Annotated in this window: 13 protein-coding genes and 1 pseudogene; 2 read left to right on the plus strand and 12 right to left on the minus strand. The window is 65.5% G+C overall.

Translation table 11 applies throughout. The features are described 5' to 3' along the window. Nucleotides 1-28: 28 nt before the first annotated feature. The 6 genes from A605_RS00690 to A605_RS00715 form a co-directional block, all read right to left on the minus strand. The gene (locus A605_RS00690) at nt 29-1321 is read right to left on the minus strand and encodes an MFS transporter (RefSeq protein WP_015399579.1); all 1293 of its coding nucleotides are present in this window, start codon (nt 1319-1321) and stop codon (nt 29-31) included. A gap of 301 nt (nt 1322-1622) precedes the next feature. Further along, a complete protein-coding gene (locus A605_RS00695) occupies nt 1623-2423 on the minus strand; it encodes an IclR family transcriptional regulator (RefSeq protein WP_015399580.1) in 801 nt (266 codons plus the stop codon). Nucleotides 2424-2445: 22 nt separating this feature from the next. Beyond that, complete coding sequence (locus tag A605_RS00700) at nt 2446-3327, minus strand: 4-hydroxyphenyl-beta-ketoacyl-CoA hydrolase (protein ID WP_015399581.1); 882 nt, start codon at nt 3325-3327, stop codon at nt 2446-2448. 219 nt (nt 3328-3546) lie between these two features. Continuing rightward, a complete protein-coding gene (locus A605_RS00705; RefSeq protein WP_015399582.1) occupies nt 3547-4917 on the minus strand; it encodes an MFS transporter in 1371 nt (456 codons plus the stop codon). 11 nt (nt 4918-4928) lie between these two features. Beyond that, nucleotides 4929-5936: a PDR/VanB family oxidoreductase gene (locus A605_RS00710; protein ID WP_015399583.1), complete on the minus strand. Its 1008-nt coding sequence runs from the start codon at nt 5934-5936 to the stop codon at nt 4929-4931. A 3-nt stretch (nt 5937-5939) separates the two neighbouring features. Then, a complete protein-coding gene (locus A605_RS00715) occupies nt 5940-7061 on the minus strand; it encodes an aromatic ring-hydroxylating dioxygenase subunit alpha (RefSeq protein WP_015399584.1) in 1122 nt (373 codons plus the stop codon). Between the two features lie 215 nt (nt 7062-7276). Here A605_RS00715 and A605_RS00720 point away from each other — a divergent pair, with 215 nt between their 5' ends. After that, nucleotides 7277-7894 carry a PadR family transcriptional regulator gene (locus A605_RS00720; RefSeq protein WP_027004180.1) on the plus strand — a complete coding sequence of 206 codons (618 nt, stop codon included), beginning with the start codon at nt 7277-7279 and terminating at the stop codon, nt 7892-7894. A 155-nt stretch (nt 7895-8049) separates the two neighbouring features. On the opposite strand, the pseudogene A605_RS00725 reads toward A605_RS00720, so the two are convergent. Then, nucleotides 8050-8496 (minus strand): annotated as a pseudogene (locus A605_RS00725) (IS3 family transposase); the annotation flags it as partial. Between the two features lie 76 nt (nt 8497-8572). Here A605_RS00725 and A605_RS00730 point away from each other — a divergent pair. After that, nucleotides 8573-9370 carry an IclR family transcriptional regulator gene (locus tag A605_RS00730; RefSeq protein ID WP_015399587.1) on the plus strand — a complete coding sequence of 266 codons (798 nt, stop codon included), beginning with the start codon at nt 8573-8575 and terminating at the stop codon, nt 9368-9370. On the opposite strand, the gene A605_RS00735 is transcribed toward A605_RS00730, so the two are convergent. The 5 genes from A605_RS00735 to A605_RS00755 form a co-directional block, all read right to left on the minus strand. Then, nucleotides 9367-10386: a glycerate kinase gene (locus A605_RS00735; protein WP_015399588.1), complete on the minus strand. Its 1020-nt coding sequence runs from the start codon at nt 10384-10386 to the stop codon at nt 9367-9369. The genes A605_RS00730 and A605_RS00735 overlap by 4 nt on opposite strands. Continuing rightward, entirely contained in the window at nt 10383-11372 is a 990-nt protein-coding gene (locus tag A605_RS00740; protein ID WP_015399589.1) for a 2-hydroxyacid dehydrogenase, read from the minus strand. Before A605_RS00740 ends, A605_RS00735 begins: the two co-directional genes overlap by 4 nt. A gap of 2 nt (nt 11373-11374) precedes the next feature. Beyond that, nucleotides 11375-12331 carry a beta/alpha barrel domain-containing protein gene (locus A605_RS00745; protein WP_015399590.1) on the minus strand — a complete coding sequence of 319 codons (957 nt, stop codon included), beginning with the start codon at nt 12329-12331 and terminating at the stop codon, nt 11375-11377. After that, on the minus strand, nt 12328-13575 hold the full coding sequence (locus tag A605_RS00750) for a CaiB/BaiF CoA transferase family protein (protein ID WP_015399591.1): 1248 nt from the start codon (nt 13573-13575) through the stop codon (nt 12328-12330). Before A605_RS00750 ends, A605_RS00745 begins: the two co-directional genes overlap by 4 nt. 82 nt (nt 13576-13657) lie before the next feature. Further along, nucleotides 13658-15172 (minus strand): GntP family permease, encoded by a 1515-nt coding sequence (locus A605_RS00755; protein WP_027004181.1) that lies wholly within the window; start codon nt 15170-15172, stop codon nt 13658-13660. Nucleotides 15173-15308 lie beyond the last annotated feature (136 nt).

The following is a 15308-nucleotide window of genomic DNA, read 5'->3' on the forward strand; positions in this document are numbered from 1 at the left end:
TGGTCAGAATGTGGGGTCCAAACCCGACTTAGTCGGCCATGGCGGCGTTCCGCCGGCCCATCAACAGGGACAGCGCGGCCACACCGGCAATGACGAGGGGCACGGCGAAGGCGATGAAGACCCGCTCCGGCGCCATTCCGCCGGCCAGGATGTAACCGACGATGATCGGTGCGACGACTGAGACCAGGCGGCCCAAGCCGATCATCCAGCCGATTCCGGTTGCCCGGGAGCGGGCGGAGTAGACGGTGGGGGCCACGGCGTAGAACCCGGCGATCGCTCCGGTCGTCAGCACACCGAGGAGGAATCCGACGGCGATGGCGACCGGCACGATGTCGAAGATCAGGCCGAAGAGCAGGTAGGAGCCGGCGGCGGCGAACAGCGTCAGGAACAGCAGGTGGCGACCGCTGAAGCGGATGGCCAATGCGGCGAAGATGAAGCAACCCAGCACGCCACCGAGGTTGGCGCCGATGCCCATGGTGATGCCCAGCTGCGGGTCCCCACTGACGTTGGTCAGGATCGTCGGGATCCAGGTGTTGGCGAAGTAGTAGGAGGCCACGAGCAGGCCGTAACCGACCCACAGGGCGATCGTCAGACGCAGCGTCGGCGGAGTGAGCACCTCGCGGATGGTTCCCTTGTTCTCCGCGGGGTTCTCTTCAGTGGGGTCCCGGTCCGGCAGTTCGCTCAGAGGCGCCAGGTGCATCTTGCCGAGGATCTGGTTGACCCGATTGAGGGCGTTGGCGGGGCGCCGTCCCAACAGGTAGTCGAGTGACTCCGGCAGCAGGGCCCAACTGGTCAGCAACGCGATGGCAGCCAGGATGGTGCCGGCGATGAACATGGCGTGCCACCCGAACGCGGGGATGAGCGGACCGGCGATGGCACCGGCGATTGTGGCACCGATTGGGTACCCCGCCGCGTAGATGGCGATGGCGGTGGTGCGACGTGCATCCGAGGAGTACTCCGCCACCAGCGCGTTGAGATTGGCCATCATGCCGCCGATACCGAGGCCGGTCACCACCCGCCACAGGATCAGCATTCCGGCGGTCGGTGCCGTGATGGTCAGCACCATGCCGGCGACAATCAACACCAGCATCGCCAGGGTGAGGGGGCGACGGCCGAAGCGATCCGCCAACGGGGTCAGGAAGATCGAGCCGATGGCCATACCGAAGAGGCTCGCGCTCAGGACATAGCCCAGAACGTCCGGGCTGATGCCCATCTGCTCCTGGATCTGCGGTGCGGCAAACGCCATGATGCCGACCTCGAAGCCATCCAGGATCACGAGCATCAGGGCAATGGAAACCGCGGTGATCTGAAACTTCGACATCCGACCCTGCCGGACTTCAGCGAGGACCTGCTCCGGTCCTCGGATGGAGTGTTGCGCCGTGAGTGTCATTGGAACCCTTCCGTTACGGGCGATGTGTGACTGCTGCCGCCCTAGGTATCTGGTGTGACCGGAAGCATATTGAGGTCCAGGTCACACTGTCAGTACATTGGCTCCAAGTTCCTCATGAAGGAATTGGCGACCGCCCACTACACCTGTTCAGGTGTGTATTGTTCGTGGTTTTCCGCCTCTATTTGCGGAGTTGACCTGCCGGAATAATGGTTCTCGGGCGCGGATTCCGTAATCAGGAACGTGCGACGGTGAAGTCTCCGAACAGCTCATCCTGGACTTGCTGGGCAGCATCCCGAAGGGCCGCCACATACTCAGGTATCCGCTCCCGTTGGAAACGCACGCTCGGGATCGCGACGGTCAGAGCGGCCACCGGCCGGGCATCGGGCCCGATAACGGCGACCCCCACGCCGACCACCCCCTGCTCGGTCTCTTCCATGCTCAGGCCGTAGCCGACCCGTCGAACCTGCGTCAGCATCCGCTTCAGCATCTTCATGGTGTGTACCCGGCGGGTGGGCCACTCTGCCAAACCCCTGCGGTAGATCTCCTCCACCTCCTGGTTGGACAACTGCCCGAGAATCGCCTTTCCCCCGGCAGAGACAAAGGCGGGCATCTCATCATCGACCCGCCTGATCACTCGCAGAATGGCATCCGGTTCGACTCCTTCGATGAAGCGAATGTTGCCCCCGTGCAGCATCATGACCTGCACGGTATCCTTCACCCTTGCCTGCAGTTCCGTCAGTGGCTGGAGGGCGACGTCGCGAAGTGCAGGCTCCGTCACCCAGTCTGGGGCGGTGCTCGATAGCACCGCCCCCATCCGGTAGCGCCGCGAGAAGTCCTGGACCGTGAAATCACGTCGCGTGAGTGTGGACAGTAGGCGGTGCGCCGTCGATGCCGCGATGCCGAGGTGCTCGGCGGCCTCCTTCACTGAGATCGAGTCGTGGTCCCGCAGGTAGATCAGCAGCCTGAGGGCACGGTCAACTGATTCGACGGGCGCCGGTGGCTCCCCCGATGGCACCTCATCCCGCGACGCCATGGTCGGCCGCCCCTTCCATTCCCTACTTCACACCGAGGGCCTTGAGTGCATTGTCCTTGAAGATCCGCGGCCGTACCTCGTCCTTGACCGGAAGCTCCTCGAAATCGGTCAGCCACTTCTCCGGAGTCAGCAGCGGATAATCGGTGGCGAACAGCAGCTTGTCTGCCAGCATGTTGGAGGCGAACCGCACCAGTGACTCCGGGAAGTACTTTGGACGCCAACCGGAGAGATCGATGTAGACATTCGGCTTGTGGATCGCGATTGAATTGGCCTCGTCCTGCCACGGTACGGAAGGGTGGGCCATGATGATCTTCAGGTCCGGAACTTCCGCAGCGATATCGTCGAGCAGCAGGGGGTTGGAGTAGCGCAGCTTGATGCCGCCGCCGCCGGGCATTCCCGCGCCGATGCCGTTCTGGCCGGTATGGAAAAGTGCCGGGACGCCGAGCTCGGCGACCTTGCGCCACAACGGCAGGTACTGCGGATCAGAAGGGTCGAAGCCCTGCAGGGAAGGATGGAACTTCATACCCCACACGCCCAGTTCCTCCACCTGGCGCACGGCCTCGACGATGGCGTCCTCACCGGTGCGCGGGTCCACACTGCCGAAGGGGATCAACACGTCGTTGTTCTTGTGGGCGGCCGCGACGAGGTCATCGATTGAATTCGGCAGGTGGCCGAGCTGAGTGCGGGCATCCACGGTGAACATCACCGCCGCCATGTTCAGGCCGCGGTAGAGCTCGGCGATCGCGTCGGCCGACGGAATCCGCTCGCCGCCCTTGAAATAGGCCGCGGAGGCGTCGATGTACTCCTGGGGCATGGCATGGTGCCCGCAGGTGTCGGTCTCGTAGTGCACGTGCATGTCGATCGCTTCAATGGCGGCGAAATCGACCGCGGACTCATAACGCATGGTGGTGGCTCTTTCGGTGTGATGGTCGTGACCCGATGTGTCAGTCTATGTGGTTCACTCCGGCCATCCAGGCGGTTTCCGGAAATTGCCGGCCCCGCTGGGCGATGATCACCAGTGCGGATGGGGGTGGGGGACAGAGAAAAGCTGACATCACGGAAGGGACGGTGCCCTTCCGTGATGTCAGCTGTTGGGGTGCTGGTGAGCGGGAACGGTGCAGTATCAGGAGAGCGGCGCCGGTACGGTGTCCTCCTCGGCCGCATCTGCTCCTCGGGTGGTGGACGCGGAGTTCTCCGTTCCGAGGTAGGGGCGGATGCCGATCAGCGCCACGGCGGCGAAGACAACGACGACAGCCACACCCGCGTAGAGGTAGACCGGGGTCCAGCCGGCGTCGAGCAGGGCGCCGACGGTGATGGGGGCGAAGATCGCTCCGAAGCGGCCCACCCCGATGCCCCAGCCGACGCCCGTGGTTCGCAGGGCGGACGGGTAGGAGGCCGGGGTGACGGTGTACAGGCCGGCCACGCAGCCGTTGATGAGCATGCCGACCAGCACGCCGCTGAAGAAGGCCAGCGTCGGGATGGAGGTGGTGGTGATGAACACCACCAGGGTGACGGCGGAGAGCACGGTGAACACCATGAGCGTGTGGCGGGCATTGAACCTGGTGGTCACCAGCCCGTACAGCAGGGAACCGAAGGTGCCGCCGAGGGTGAGCGCCAGGCCGCCGATGATGCCCTGATTCTCGGACATACCCGTTTCCACCAGCAGCTTGGGTGTCCAGGAGTTGGCGAAGTAGAAGCCGAACATGATGAAGAAGAAGGCTGCCCAGAGCTTGTAGGTGGTCATCTTGAACGGGCCCGACAGCAGGCTCGAGAGCTTGACCTGGCCGGCCTCGGAACCGGCCTCCGGCGCACCGAGTCCGGTGGTGCCGAGCTTTCCGATCCGGCGGGCGATCTGCTGGGCCTTCGCCTCCGCGTCAGCGGGGCGCTTCACCCGGAGGTAGTCCACCGATTCCGGGATGCTGAGGATGACCAGCACGAGAGCCGCCAGGGTGGCCGCGGCACCGGCTGCGAAGACCGAGCGCCAGCCGAAGGCCGGGATCAGCTGGGCGGCGAGCAGACCACCGAGCGTGGCGCCGAGGCCGTATCCGGCGGTGTAGATGCTCACCGCCATGCCACGGTTCTTGTTGTTCGAGTACTCGCTGGTGATGACGGTGACCGTGGCTAGGATGCCGCCGATGCCGATGCCGGTGACCACCCGCCAGATGCTGAGTTCGATGGCGGAACCCGCGGTGGCGGACAGGGCGAGTCCGGTGAGGTTGATGATCAGCGCAACGATGAGGATGCGGCGGCGGCCGAGCCGGTCGGCGAAGGGGCCGAGTATCAGGGAACCCAAGGCCATGCCGACCAGGCCGGAACTGAGCAGTAGTCCGAGTTGGCTGCCGTTGAGCCCGAATTCCTCGGACACGGAATTGGCGGTGAAGGCCAGGGCGAGGACGTCATAGCCGTCCAGCGCATTGAGGAAGGTCGCCAGCGCGACAATGTACCACTGGAAACCACTCATGGGAGTGGTGTCGATGGCTTTTCTGATGTCCATGGGGCTGCCTTTCAGGGCACGTCAATGGTGAGTTGGACGCTGCGGCCGGGCGGGACCGATTCCGGGGAAGCAACCCCAGAAGCAACCCGGGACACACAGGCGCAGAGCTTGGTGGAGGCCGTCTTCTGCTTATCAGAGAAGAAGACGTCGCGGTGGTCGATCTGCCCCTCGGCCTCCAGGACCTTGACCTGGCACAACCCGCATTCACCGCGTCGGCAGTCCGACATCATCTCCACGCCGACCTTTTCCAGGGCCTCGAGGATGGATTCGTTCTGGCCGATCTCCGTGGAGACCCCCAGGCGTGGGATGGTGACGGAGAACTGTTCCGGCTGGAACCAGCCGCTGTTGCCGAAGGTCTCGAATCGCAGGTTGGTCGGGTCCAGATCGCTGGCGTGCCAGGCCCGGCGGATGGCGTCCATCAGGCGGATGGGCCCGCACATGTAGAGCTCGGTGTCCGGGGTGGCCCCGGCGATGATCCCCGGGATGTCGAGCAGCGTGCCCTCGGAATCGAAGTAGATGTGCAGCCGCTCGCCGTGCTCGGCTGCCAGTTCCTCCCGGTAGGCCATGGCTTCCGGTGACCGGGCCGCGTAGTGGATGACATAGTTGGCACCGAGCCGGCGGAGCAGGGACGCCATGCCGCGGATCGCGGTGATGCCGATGCCGCCGGCCACCAGGACGTAATCCGGGGCGCCCACCCGCAGCGGAAAGTCCTGCAGGGGACCGGCGATGCGCAGCCGCGTACCGACGCCCAGGGAATGCATGTAGGTGGACCCGCCCCGGGAGTGCGGGGTATGGAACACGCTCAGGGACAGCTCGCTGCCGTCCTCCGTGGCGTCGACGATGGAGTAGGAGCGGGTCGCCTCGACGCCGTCGATGTCGACCACGACTTTGAGGTGCTCGCCCGGACGGACCCGCTGTGGCGTACTCGGACGCAGGGTGATGCGCCGGATCCGGTCGGCGATCTCCGTGCTGGCGATGACTTCGGCGTCCTGCCAGACGATGGAATTTGAGGTGGCCATGAGCTACGCCTCCTTCTTCGGGGCGAAGGTGGTGGGGATGTCGAGGCGCCCCTCCGCGGCGAGCGCCTTTTCCAGGATGCGGCGGACCCACATGCCGCCGGCGTCGATGTTGAGGCTGTAGAACTCGTGGTCCGGGTTGGCGTCAATGGCATCCTGCTGGGCGGTGAGCATGTCCTCGTCCTCACCGAAGACACCGTGGACTCCCTCGCGCAGCTGAGTGGTGATCAGCTGGCTGTCCAGCCGGTAGTTGCGCTGGAAGGACCAGAAGTAGTGGGAGGAGCGGTCGGACTCCGGGGTGATGGTGTTCATGACGTAGCCGTTGACGCCCTGGCTGCGGTCTCCTTCGGGAGCGCCGGTGCCGGCCTTGGCCACGCCGACGTCGATGCAGATCGTGGAGGGGTAGTAGTAGTGGATGATCTGCCAGCGGTCGACCTTGCCCTCGAAGCCGGGGAACTTGTCATTCATGTTCTTCTGCCAGAACGGCGGGGCATCGATGTCGTGCATCCAGCGCGAGACGGTGACGGAATCCTCGGTGTGAGTGACCTCGAAGTCGGACTCGCTGAGCTCATCCTGTCCGATGGTCGAGGCGTGGACGAACTCCTCGTGGGTCAGGTCCATCAGGTTGTCGAGCACCAGCTGATAGTTGCAGGCGGCGGCGATGGTCTTGCCGTCACCGGTCCAGTCCGGGTGGTCCATCTGGTGCATGTCCGGCACCAGCGTCGGGTCGGCGAGGGTGGGATCGCCCAGCCAGACCCAGATGTAGCGGTGCTGCTCGACGACCGGGTACGACGGCACGGCGGCTGAGGGGTTCAGCGTCTCCTGGGCGGGCATGGACATGCACCGGCCGGCCGAGTTGTACACCAGGCCGTGGTAGGGGCACTGGATGCCGTCCCGCCCGGTCAGCTTGCCCTTGGACAGCGGGGCGAGGCGGTGCCAGCAGGCGTCTGCGAGGGCCACGGCGCGGCCGTCCTGGGTGCGGTAGAGCGCCAGCGGCTTATTCGCGATGGTGCGGGAGGTGATGCCCTTGGAGGTGACTTCGTGGTCCCACGCCGCGACGTACCAGGCATTGAGGGGGTGCGGCAGAATCTTGGCGGTGGTGGTTGAGGGGGATGTGGCGATAGTCATGAGGCTCCACTCGTCGTCTATCTAGGGAACTATCTAAACTGTTAGATAGTTAGTGTGGTGAGTCACAATCTAAACCGCTATGTGTCTCAAGGCAAGGGGTAAGGCGAAATGCCCCCGATTTCCTCCCCCTTGGGGCGGTGTCCTTCGGGGGGCGCGCACGCTCCGGCAATTTCAAACGGCTTGGGATTGCTGGTCAGGCAGGGTAGAAAGAGTGCGTGACTCTTAGGAATGCGCTGCTGGCCCTGTTGTCTTCTGGCCCGATGACCGGGTACGACGTGGCGAAGAGGTTCGCCTCGTCCGTGGGGTTCCTCTGGCACGCGGCAAATTCCCAGATCTATCCTGAGTTGCGGAAGCTGGAGAGCGAAGGGCTCCTGGACTCCCGCGAGGTCCCCTGGGGTTCGAAGGGCGTCACCAAGACGGAGTACTCCATCAACGAGGCCGGCCTGGAGGCGCTGCGGCAGTGGCAGGACGAACCGATGGCCTACACGCCGGACCGCGATCCTGCCCGGTTGAAGGCGGCCTACTTCGAGATGTCCACGCCTCAGGCGGCGGAGAACAACCTGAGCGAACACCTCTCCCACTTCGAGAATCAACGCGCACAGGCGCAGGATGAGATCAACCGGATCGACGCCGGTACCAGCCCGAACCTGGTCCGCCGCCTGCAGGGGACCCCGGAGGAAAAGCGGGCCGCGACCATCGCTTTCAAGCGCTTCGCCTACGAAGGACGCGTGGCCCAGGCGGAGATGGAGATCCAGTGGGCCCAGAGGGGCCTGGAGCTCCTCGAGAAGCTCTACGGGCCGCGTGAGAGCTGGGGTGATCTGAGGGAGGGGTAGCGGGGTCCGAGGAGTTTCGCGGTTGAAGGGTCGGGATTTGGCGGAGGTTGGCTACAAGCACCAGAGTCCTTCCCGGCTGGGGTTGCCCGCAAATCGTGGACAGTTAGTTAAGCTGCATTCTCGTCGGCAGCGGTTGCTGCCTGGTGGTAGGCGTTCTCGAAGTCGACTGGGGGTTGGTTGCCGATCGGGGAGTGCCGGCGCCGGCGGTTGTAGAAGGTCTCGATCCACCGGGCGACGGCTTGGCGGGCCGCGTTGCGGGTCTTCCATTTCCGGCGGTCGTAGAACTCGGCCTTCAACGTCGACCAGAAGGATTCGGCCATCGCGTTGTCGAAGCACACTCTGGTACGCCCCATCGGCTGATCGATCCCCAGCTCCTGGCACACCTGGTAGAGCTGACCACTGGTGAACTGGGTTTCCCGGTCAGCGTGGAACACCAGCCCGTCCGGGGCCTCACCGCGCAGGGTGTGGGCCATCCGTAGGGCCCGTTCCGCCAGGTCCGTGACCTGGGTGGAATCCATCGCCCAGCCCACCGCCCGTCGTGAGCAACCCTCGCGCACGGCGCACAGGTACAGCCAGCCTTCTCCGGTGTGCAGGTAGGTGATGCCGAGGGGAACCCCAGCACCGAGACGCTAAGTCGGAGCTTTATCGGCAATGGCACCGGTGAGCTAACGTTTCCTTATGGCATCCAACGAGAAAAAGTCCCCGGCTCCCCAGAAGCCACTGCTGGTTCTGGGGAAGATCAGCGCCATCCTGGATGCTTTCACCCTGACGCGTCCCACGTTGACGTTGGGGGAAATCCGGGAGGCGACGGGGATGCCGACTTCTACGGTGCAGCGTCTGGTGACGAACCTGGTGGCTCAGGGCTTCCTGGATCGGGAGGACGACTCTTTCCGGATAGGCATGAAGATGGCCTATTGGGCGGCGCCTGCCACACGCGGAGTGGCGATGCTGGATTTGTTCGCGCCGTTGTTGAAGGCTCTGCGGGATCACACCGGCGAGACGGTGTGCTTCTTCCAGTCGGAGCGGGAATACCGCGTGTGTGTGGCGATGGCGGAGACCCGTCACGCCCTGCGCCGTGCGATGCACGTGGGGGCCATTCTGCCGTTGCACGCCGGATCGGCCGGCCAGGTCCTCCTCGCCTGGAATCCCGAGCTGCTGAAGCAGGTCCTAAGTGCGCCTCTGCCACCACTGACCGAGTTCACCATCACCAGTTCTGAGGAGCTGGAATCTGAAGTGCATGGCACCCGACGAAATGGTTTCTCCATCACTATTGGGCAGCGTGACGACGCCGGCGCGGGCATGTCCGCGCCCGTCTTCGATTCCACCGGCACTCTGGTGGGGGCCGTGACGATCAGTGGACCCACCCTGCGCATGCCGTACGAGGTCTGCGCAGGATGGGTCGAGGATCTGCTGTCCACGGCCGAGCGGATGACACGCCTGATCGGGGGACGTTTCCCCGACGAGGCGGATTCCTAGATGGTGACCCCGCCGGCTGTCGGCGAGGATGCCGCCCAACTCTGCAGGGTGCCTACCAGAGTCCGACCGGCACGGGCCATGGCTGCGTCGTCAGTGGCGACGATGATCTGCGCGAAATTTTCCGCGTAGGCACCCAGGTCCTCGGAGACGGATCCGACGATGGCGATGACCGGCAACTCGCGTTCATCCCGCCGGACCCGGCGCAGGATGGCCTCGATGATCTTGCCCTCCCCGGTCTGGGAGTCGAGGCGCCCCTCGCCGACGACGACGGCGTCGGCCTCCCGTAGGCGGGTATCGAAAGCGATAGCGTCCAGGATGTAGTCCGCACCCGAGACGAGTTCGGCTCCGTAGTGGGCCCACAGGCCACCGGAGAAACCGCCGGCCGCGCCGGTGCGCGCCACCCCGGTGGGATCCTGGGGGAACTCGCGGGCCTGTTCCTGCAGTCGTGCGGTTAGCAGCTCGACCATGGCGGGATCCGCACCCTTCTGGGGCCCGAAGATCTTTGCCGCATCCGTGAAGGTGGTGGTGACGTCGGAGAGCACGACGATGCTCGCATCACCCAGTCCTCCGCCGTCCTCGATCGCTTGCACGGCCCCGGCGCCGCCGTCCGTGGTGGCGGAGCCGCCGGCGGCGACCAGGATTTTCCGGGCACCGTAATGCACCGCGGCGCTGATGAGCATTCCGGTGCCGTAGGTGCTGGCGGCCACGGGATCCCGGGGGCCGTCGTGGGGCACGGTGATCCCGCTGGCCTGGGCGAGCTCGACGATGGCCGTGCCGTCCGGGGTCATCCCGATGCCAGCGGTCAGGGGAACTCCCCACGGGTTCCGGGAGGGGACTTCCACGATCTGCGCGCGGAGGGTCTGGCAGAGTGCGGTGAATGTTCCTTCACCGCCGTCGGCCACGGGCAGGGGCACCGGGGTGGCACCGGCCGCGGCAACCCCGGTGCCGACGGCGGCCGCCACCTCAGGTGAGGAATAGGTGCCCTTGAAGCTGTCCGGGGTGATCAGAATCCTCACTTCAGCACCTCCGGGTTGACCAGGTGCGGGGGCTCCTGACTGGTCACCATCGCCACGGCATTCAGGGCGCTCAGGCGGGACATCTCGGCCCGGACCGGGACAGTGGCGGAACCGACATGGGGCAGCAGCATTGTGTTCGGCAACTCCGTCAGGCCCTCAGCGAGGCGGGGTTCATCCTCGTACACGTCCAGCCCCGCTGCCGCGATCTCGCCATCACGCAACGCAGCAACCAGTGCCTTCTCGTCCACCACGGGACCTCGGGCGGTGTTGATGAGGATCGCGCCAGGCTTCATGAGCTTGAACACGTCGGCATCCACCAGATGATGGGTCTGCTCGGTCAGTGGCACGTGCAGGGAGAGGAAGTCGCTCCGGGTAACCAGCTCATCCCAGGGGACCTGCTGCACCCTGTCGGCGAATTCCCCGAGCTCCTCGCGGCCCACCGGCCGATCGCCGGGCGGGCGCGGGGAGAACAGCACCTCCATGCCGAAACCCAGGGCCCGCCGGGCGACGGCCCGGGCGATCCGTCCGAAGCCGGCCAGACCCAGCACCGACCCCGAGATATCGCGACCGAGCAGCAGTTCCGGCTCCCAGCCGCGGAACCGTCCTTCGCGGACCATGCGGTCAGCCTCAATGACACGGCGGCTGGTACCGAGGATCAGCGCCATCGCGACGTCGGCGGTGGCGTCAGTCAGGACCCCAGGAGTGTTACCCACCAGGATGCCGTGAGAGGTGGCAGCCTTGACGTCGATGTTGTTGTACCCGACGGCGAAGTTGGACACGCCCTTCACCTGGGCCTCGGCCAACAGATCGGCGTCGACGGTGTCACGCAGCTGGGTGAGCACGACGTCGTAGTCCCCGGAGGAGCACAGCTCCCGCAGCCGGGAATAGCTCGGCGGCTCCGGAAGGACGGTGACGGAGCCCTTTTCCTCGAGCAGGGGGAGACCGGGGCCGGGGATGGGGGTGGTGACGAGGAATCGCGCGTCCATGGTCAGCTCACTTTCACGTAGGCCGGGGAGGTGGTGACCCACTCGAAGGCCTCGGCCTTGGAACGGGCACCTTGGGCTGCCTTGGAGCGGTTGGGCTCGCCCAGTTCAACCAGAAGATCCTCCGAGAGCTGCACCAGGTGCCCGAACTTCTCCGGGCTGAGCCACTCAGGCTGGGTGGCGAAGAGAAGATCCTCGCTGGAGGTGTTGCCGCTCGCGCCGGGGGCGAAGGGGCAACCGCCGAGTCCGCCCAGGGCGCCGTCGACCACGTCTGCGCCGGCGGAGATGGCGGCCAGGGTGTTGGCCACGCCCAGCCCCCAGGTGTCGTGGCCGTGGAAGACGATGCGTCGTTCCGGTGTCTCCTGTCGGACACGGGAGATCAGTTCAGTGACCTGGGTGGGGACGGCCTGGCCGAGGGTGTCGCAGATGACGATGTCCTCGGTGCCCGCCGCGCGGGCGTCATTGGCGATGGCGAGCACCCGCTCGGGGTCCACGGCTCCTTCGAAGGGACAGGTGAAGGAGGTGGCCAGGCACAGTTGAATTCGGCCAGCGACGCTCTCTGTGATCTGTACGGCCTCAGGGAGTGCGTCCAGGCTGGCGTCGGTGGTGCGCCCGATATTGGCCTGGTTGTGGGCATCGGTCACTGACAGGCAGTACTGGAAGTTCCGGGCCCCGGCCTCCGCGGCCCGGGTGATGTGGCGCGGGGTGGCCACCCAGATCCAGCACTTCTCGAGCTCCTCCGGAGTCAGCGCGGCGACCACCTCCAGGGTGTTGGCCATCGGCGGGACCAGGTCGGGGCGGGCCATGGACCCCAGCTCGATGCCCGGGACGCCCAGCCGCAGCAGCTCCCGGACGATCTCGACCTTCTTCTCGGTGGACAGAACCTTGCCGGTCAGCTGCAGTCCGTCCCGGAGGGTGACGTCGCGAAGCTCGGCGCGGGGCTCGAAGGTGTGGTTGCTCATGCGTGCACGCTCTCCTTGGCGGTGGCTTCGGCGATCTCTTCCTCACTGAGCTGGAGCAGCCCGGAGAGGATTTCGTGGTTGTGTTCGCCCAGGTCTGGGCCGAGGTGGTGGATGGGCAGGGACTGTTCCCCGATCACGGGCACGATGCCCGGGAAGCCGACATCGGCCAGTTCCTCCTCGCCGGTGGAGACGTCGAATTTCTGGATCATGTTCCGGGCGTTGTACTGCGGGTCCTCGCTGATGTCGGCGGCAGTGTAGATCGGACCGGCCGGAACGCCGGCCTCGCCCAGGATCTCGAGGGCCTCGGCGGAGGTCCGGAGAGCAGCCCAGGCGCTGATGGCGGCGTCGAGTTCCTCACGGCGCTCCCAGCGGGCGGCGTTGGTCTGCAGGCCTGGGTCGGTGGCGAGGTCGGGTCGGCCGATGGTCTCCATGTAGCGTTGGTAGATGGAGTCGCCGTTGCCAGCGACGACGATGCTGGCGCCATCCGCGCAGATATAGGCGTTGGTCGGGGCGATACCCTGCATCCGTCCGCCCACGCGTTCACGGGTGACGTCGTAGGCCTGGTAGTCGGGGATGAGTGATTCCATCATGGAGAACATCGCCTCGTGCAGAGCGACGTCGATCATCCGCTCCGGAAGCGGGACGGGGCCCTGGCCGGTGGGCTTGAGCGCCTCCCGCTGATAGAGGCTCATCACCGCGCCGAAAGCGGCGTAGAGGCCGGCGATGGAGTCCCCGATGGACACACCCACCCGTACAGGCGCCCGGTCCGGGTCGCCGACCAGGTTGCGGAAGCCGCTGTAGGCCTCGGCGACGGCCGCGAAGCCGGGGCGGTGGGACAGGGGACCTGTCTGACCGAAGGCGGAGATTCGGCTGATCACCAGATCGGGATTGATCTCGTTGAGCACCTCCGGGCCCAGACCCCACTTCTCCAGGGTGCCGGGGCGGAAGTTCTCCAGCAGCACGTCGCATTCGGCGACGAGCGATTTGACGGCCTCCCGGCCTGCCTGGGAGCGCAGATCCAGGACAACGGACTTCTTGTTGCGGTTGATGGTGCGGAAGAGCATCGATGTGGTGCCCTTGTACAGGCGCCAGTTGCGCAGCTCGTCGCCGGTGCCGGGACGTTCGATCTTGATCACCTCGGCGCCGAAGTCGGCCAGCAGACGACCGGCGGTGGGGGCGGCGATGTAGTTGCCCAGTTCCAGAACCCGGACACCGGCCAGGGGCTGGGGGGTGTTGTCAGTCATGATGAGCTTGTCCTCTTGTTGATGATGTGTGGGAGATCGGGGGGTAGTTCCCGGTCCGGTTCCCGCCCGGCCGGGAACAGAGTCAGATGAAGATGCCGAGCACCAACGTGCAGCCCAGTGCCACCACCGAGGCCACGGAGACGCCGAAGGAGCAGGATTTCAGCGTGCCCTTGGTGGTCTGTCCGAGCATCGACTGCAGCAGCCAGAAGGTGTTGGAGGTGACGTGGACCAGGAAGAGGGAGCCGGCGCCGGCGGCCAGGGCGATCAGCACGGGGTCCAGTCCGATCTGGGAGGCGACCGGTGCCAGCAGACCCGCGGCGGTGATCGCGGAGATCGACACCGAGCCGACGGCGATGTGCAGCACCGCGGCGATGGCCCACACCGTGATGAGAGGGGCGAAGGAGTTGGCGGTGAAGTAGTTGCCCAGGATGTCGCCCATGCCGCTGGCCGCGACGACGGCGGCCAGGGAGCCGCCGGCACCGGTGAGAATGAGAATCTGTCCCGACTCCCGGAAGCCGTCGACCACGGCCTTTTCCACGCGATCGTGGCCGATCGTGTGCCGGGCGACCATGCTGGTGCCCAGCAGGCCGATCAGCAGGGCGACCACCGGGGATGCCAGCAGTTCCACCACCGGGTGGAGCATGCCGGCCATCTCCAGGATGGCTCCGGTGGCGATCAGCACCAGGGCGAGCAGCATCGGTGTGAACAGCAGGACGAGGTTCGGCTCCGTGGACTCACGCACGGTGCGCTGCTGCACCTGGTGGGGCAGCAGGGCTACGCGGCTGCCGTGGCCGTCGATGAGCTCGTTGTCCGGACCGCCGACGACCGGTGCTCCTCCGCCGGAGCCACCGGAGCCGCCGACACCATCGGTGCCCGGCTGCTGTCCACCGGTGCCGCCTGTGCCGCCGTTGTCATCGGCCTCCGGGGTCTGGGACTCATCCCCGTCCGTCGGAGCCTGCTGGTCCTGGTCGACCTTCCACAGGCCGTGGGTGAGCAGGAAGTTCATGATCGCGATGGAGATCACGATGGTGGGGATGATGACGATCGTCCCGAAGATCAACATCTTGCCTAGCGGCACACCGAGCAGGCCGGCCAGGGCCACGGTGGCGACACCCGGCACCATCAGCACGATGCCACACTCGAGGCTGATGGCCAGGGCGGTGGCCATCTTCGCGGTGCCGTATTTGCCCAGGTGCGGGGCCATGCGTCGGGCAAGGGGCGCACTCATGACCAGGAGCACGTCCAGGAAGATCGACTGCAGCAGCGTGCCGATGGTCAGCCCCAGGGCGTAGGGGACTCCTTTCGGACCGAAGACCCGCAGAAGGCCGTCGACCAGTCTCCGGATTGCCCCGGTCTCATTGAGAATGGAGCCCATCAGCACACCCCAGGCGATCAGCAGACCGACCTCGAACATGATGTCGCCGAAGCCCTTCATGGCTGTCTCGGTGGTTTCCGCTGGCCCCATTCCAGTGGCCAGGCCTAGGGTTATGGCTCCGATCACCAGCGAGACGACTGGGTTGATGCGGAGTTTCACGATCATTAGAACGATTGCCAGGATCACCGCCGCGGTGATCGAGAGTATTTGCCAGTCGGCCATGAGAGGCTCGCCTTCCGCTAGGACGTACTGCACAATCTTTCTGATCATGTGGTACGAGTCACTGTGCTTGTGACTCACGACGCTAGCAATAGCTCACAATGTGAGTCAATGGATTGCCGGAATATGTCCTGGATCT

It is taken from the genome of Corynebacterium halotolerans YIM 70093 = DSM 44683, assembly GCF_000341345.1.
In the GTDB taxonomy this organism is placed as follows: Bacteria; Actinomycetota; Actinomycetes; order Mycobacteriales; family Mycobacteriaceae; genus Corynebacterium; species Corynebacterium halotolerans.

Bases quoted from the DNA above. Each gene is read 5' to 3' on its own strand.
- A605_RS00745 (WP_015399590.1), bottom strand. From the start codon at position 12,331: ATGAGCAACCACACCTTCGAGCCCCGCGCCGAGCTTCGCGACGTCACC.
- A605_RS00710 (WP_015399583.1), bottom strand. From the start codon at position 5,936: ATGGCCACCTCAAATTCCATCGTCTGGCAGGACGCCGAAGTCATCGCC.
- A605_RS00690 (WP_015399579.1), bottom strand. From the start codon at position 1,321: ATGTCGAAGTTTCAGATCACCGCGGTTTCCATTGCCCTGATGCTCGTG.
- A605_RS00700 (WP_015399581.1), bottom strand. From the start codon at position 3,327: ATGCGTTATGAGTCCGCGGTCGATTTCGCCGCCATTGAAGCGATCGAC.
- A605_RS00715 (WP_015399584.1), bottom strand. From the start codon at position 7,061: ATGACTATCGCCACATCCCCCTCAACCACCACCGCCAAGATTCTGCCG.
- A605_RS00730 (WP_015399587.1), top strand. From the start codon at position 8,573: ATGGCATCCAACGAGAAAAAGTCCCCGGCTCCCCAGAAGCCACTGCTG.
- A605_RS00755 (WP_027004181.1), bottom strand. From the start codon at position 15,172: ATGGCCGACTGGCAAATACTCTCGATCACCGCGGCGGTGATCCTGGCA.
- A605_RS00695 (WP_015399580.1), bottom strand. From the start codon at position 2,423: ATGGCGTCGCGGGATGAGGTGCCATCGGGGGAGCCACCGGCGCCCGTC.
- A605_RS00750 (WP_015399591.1), bottom strand. From the start codon at position 13,575: ATGACTGACAACACCCCCCAGCCCCTGGCCGGTGTCCGGGTTCTGGAA.
- A605_RS00705 (WP_015399582.1), bottom strand. From the start codon at position 4,917: ATGGACATCAGAAAAGCCATCGACACCACTCCCATGAGTGGTTTCCAG.
- A605_RS00740 (WP_015399589.1), bottom strand. From the start codon at position 11,372: ATGGACGCGCGATTCCTCGTCACCACCCCCATCCCCGGCCCCGGTCTC.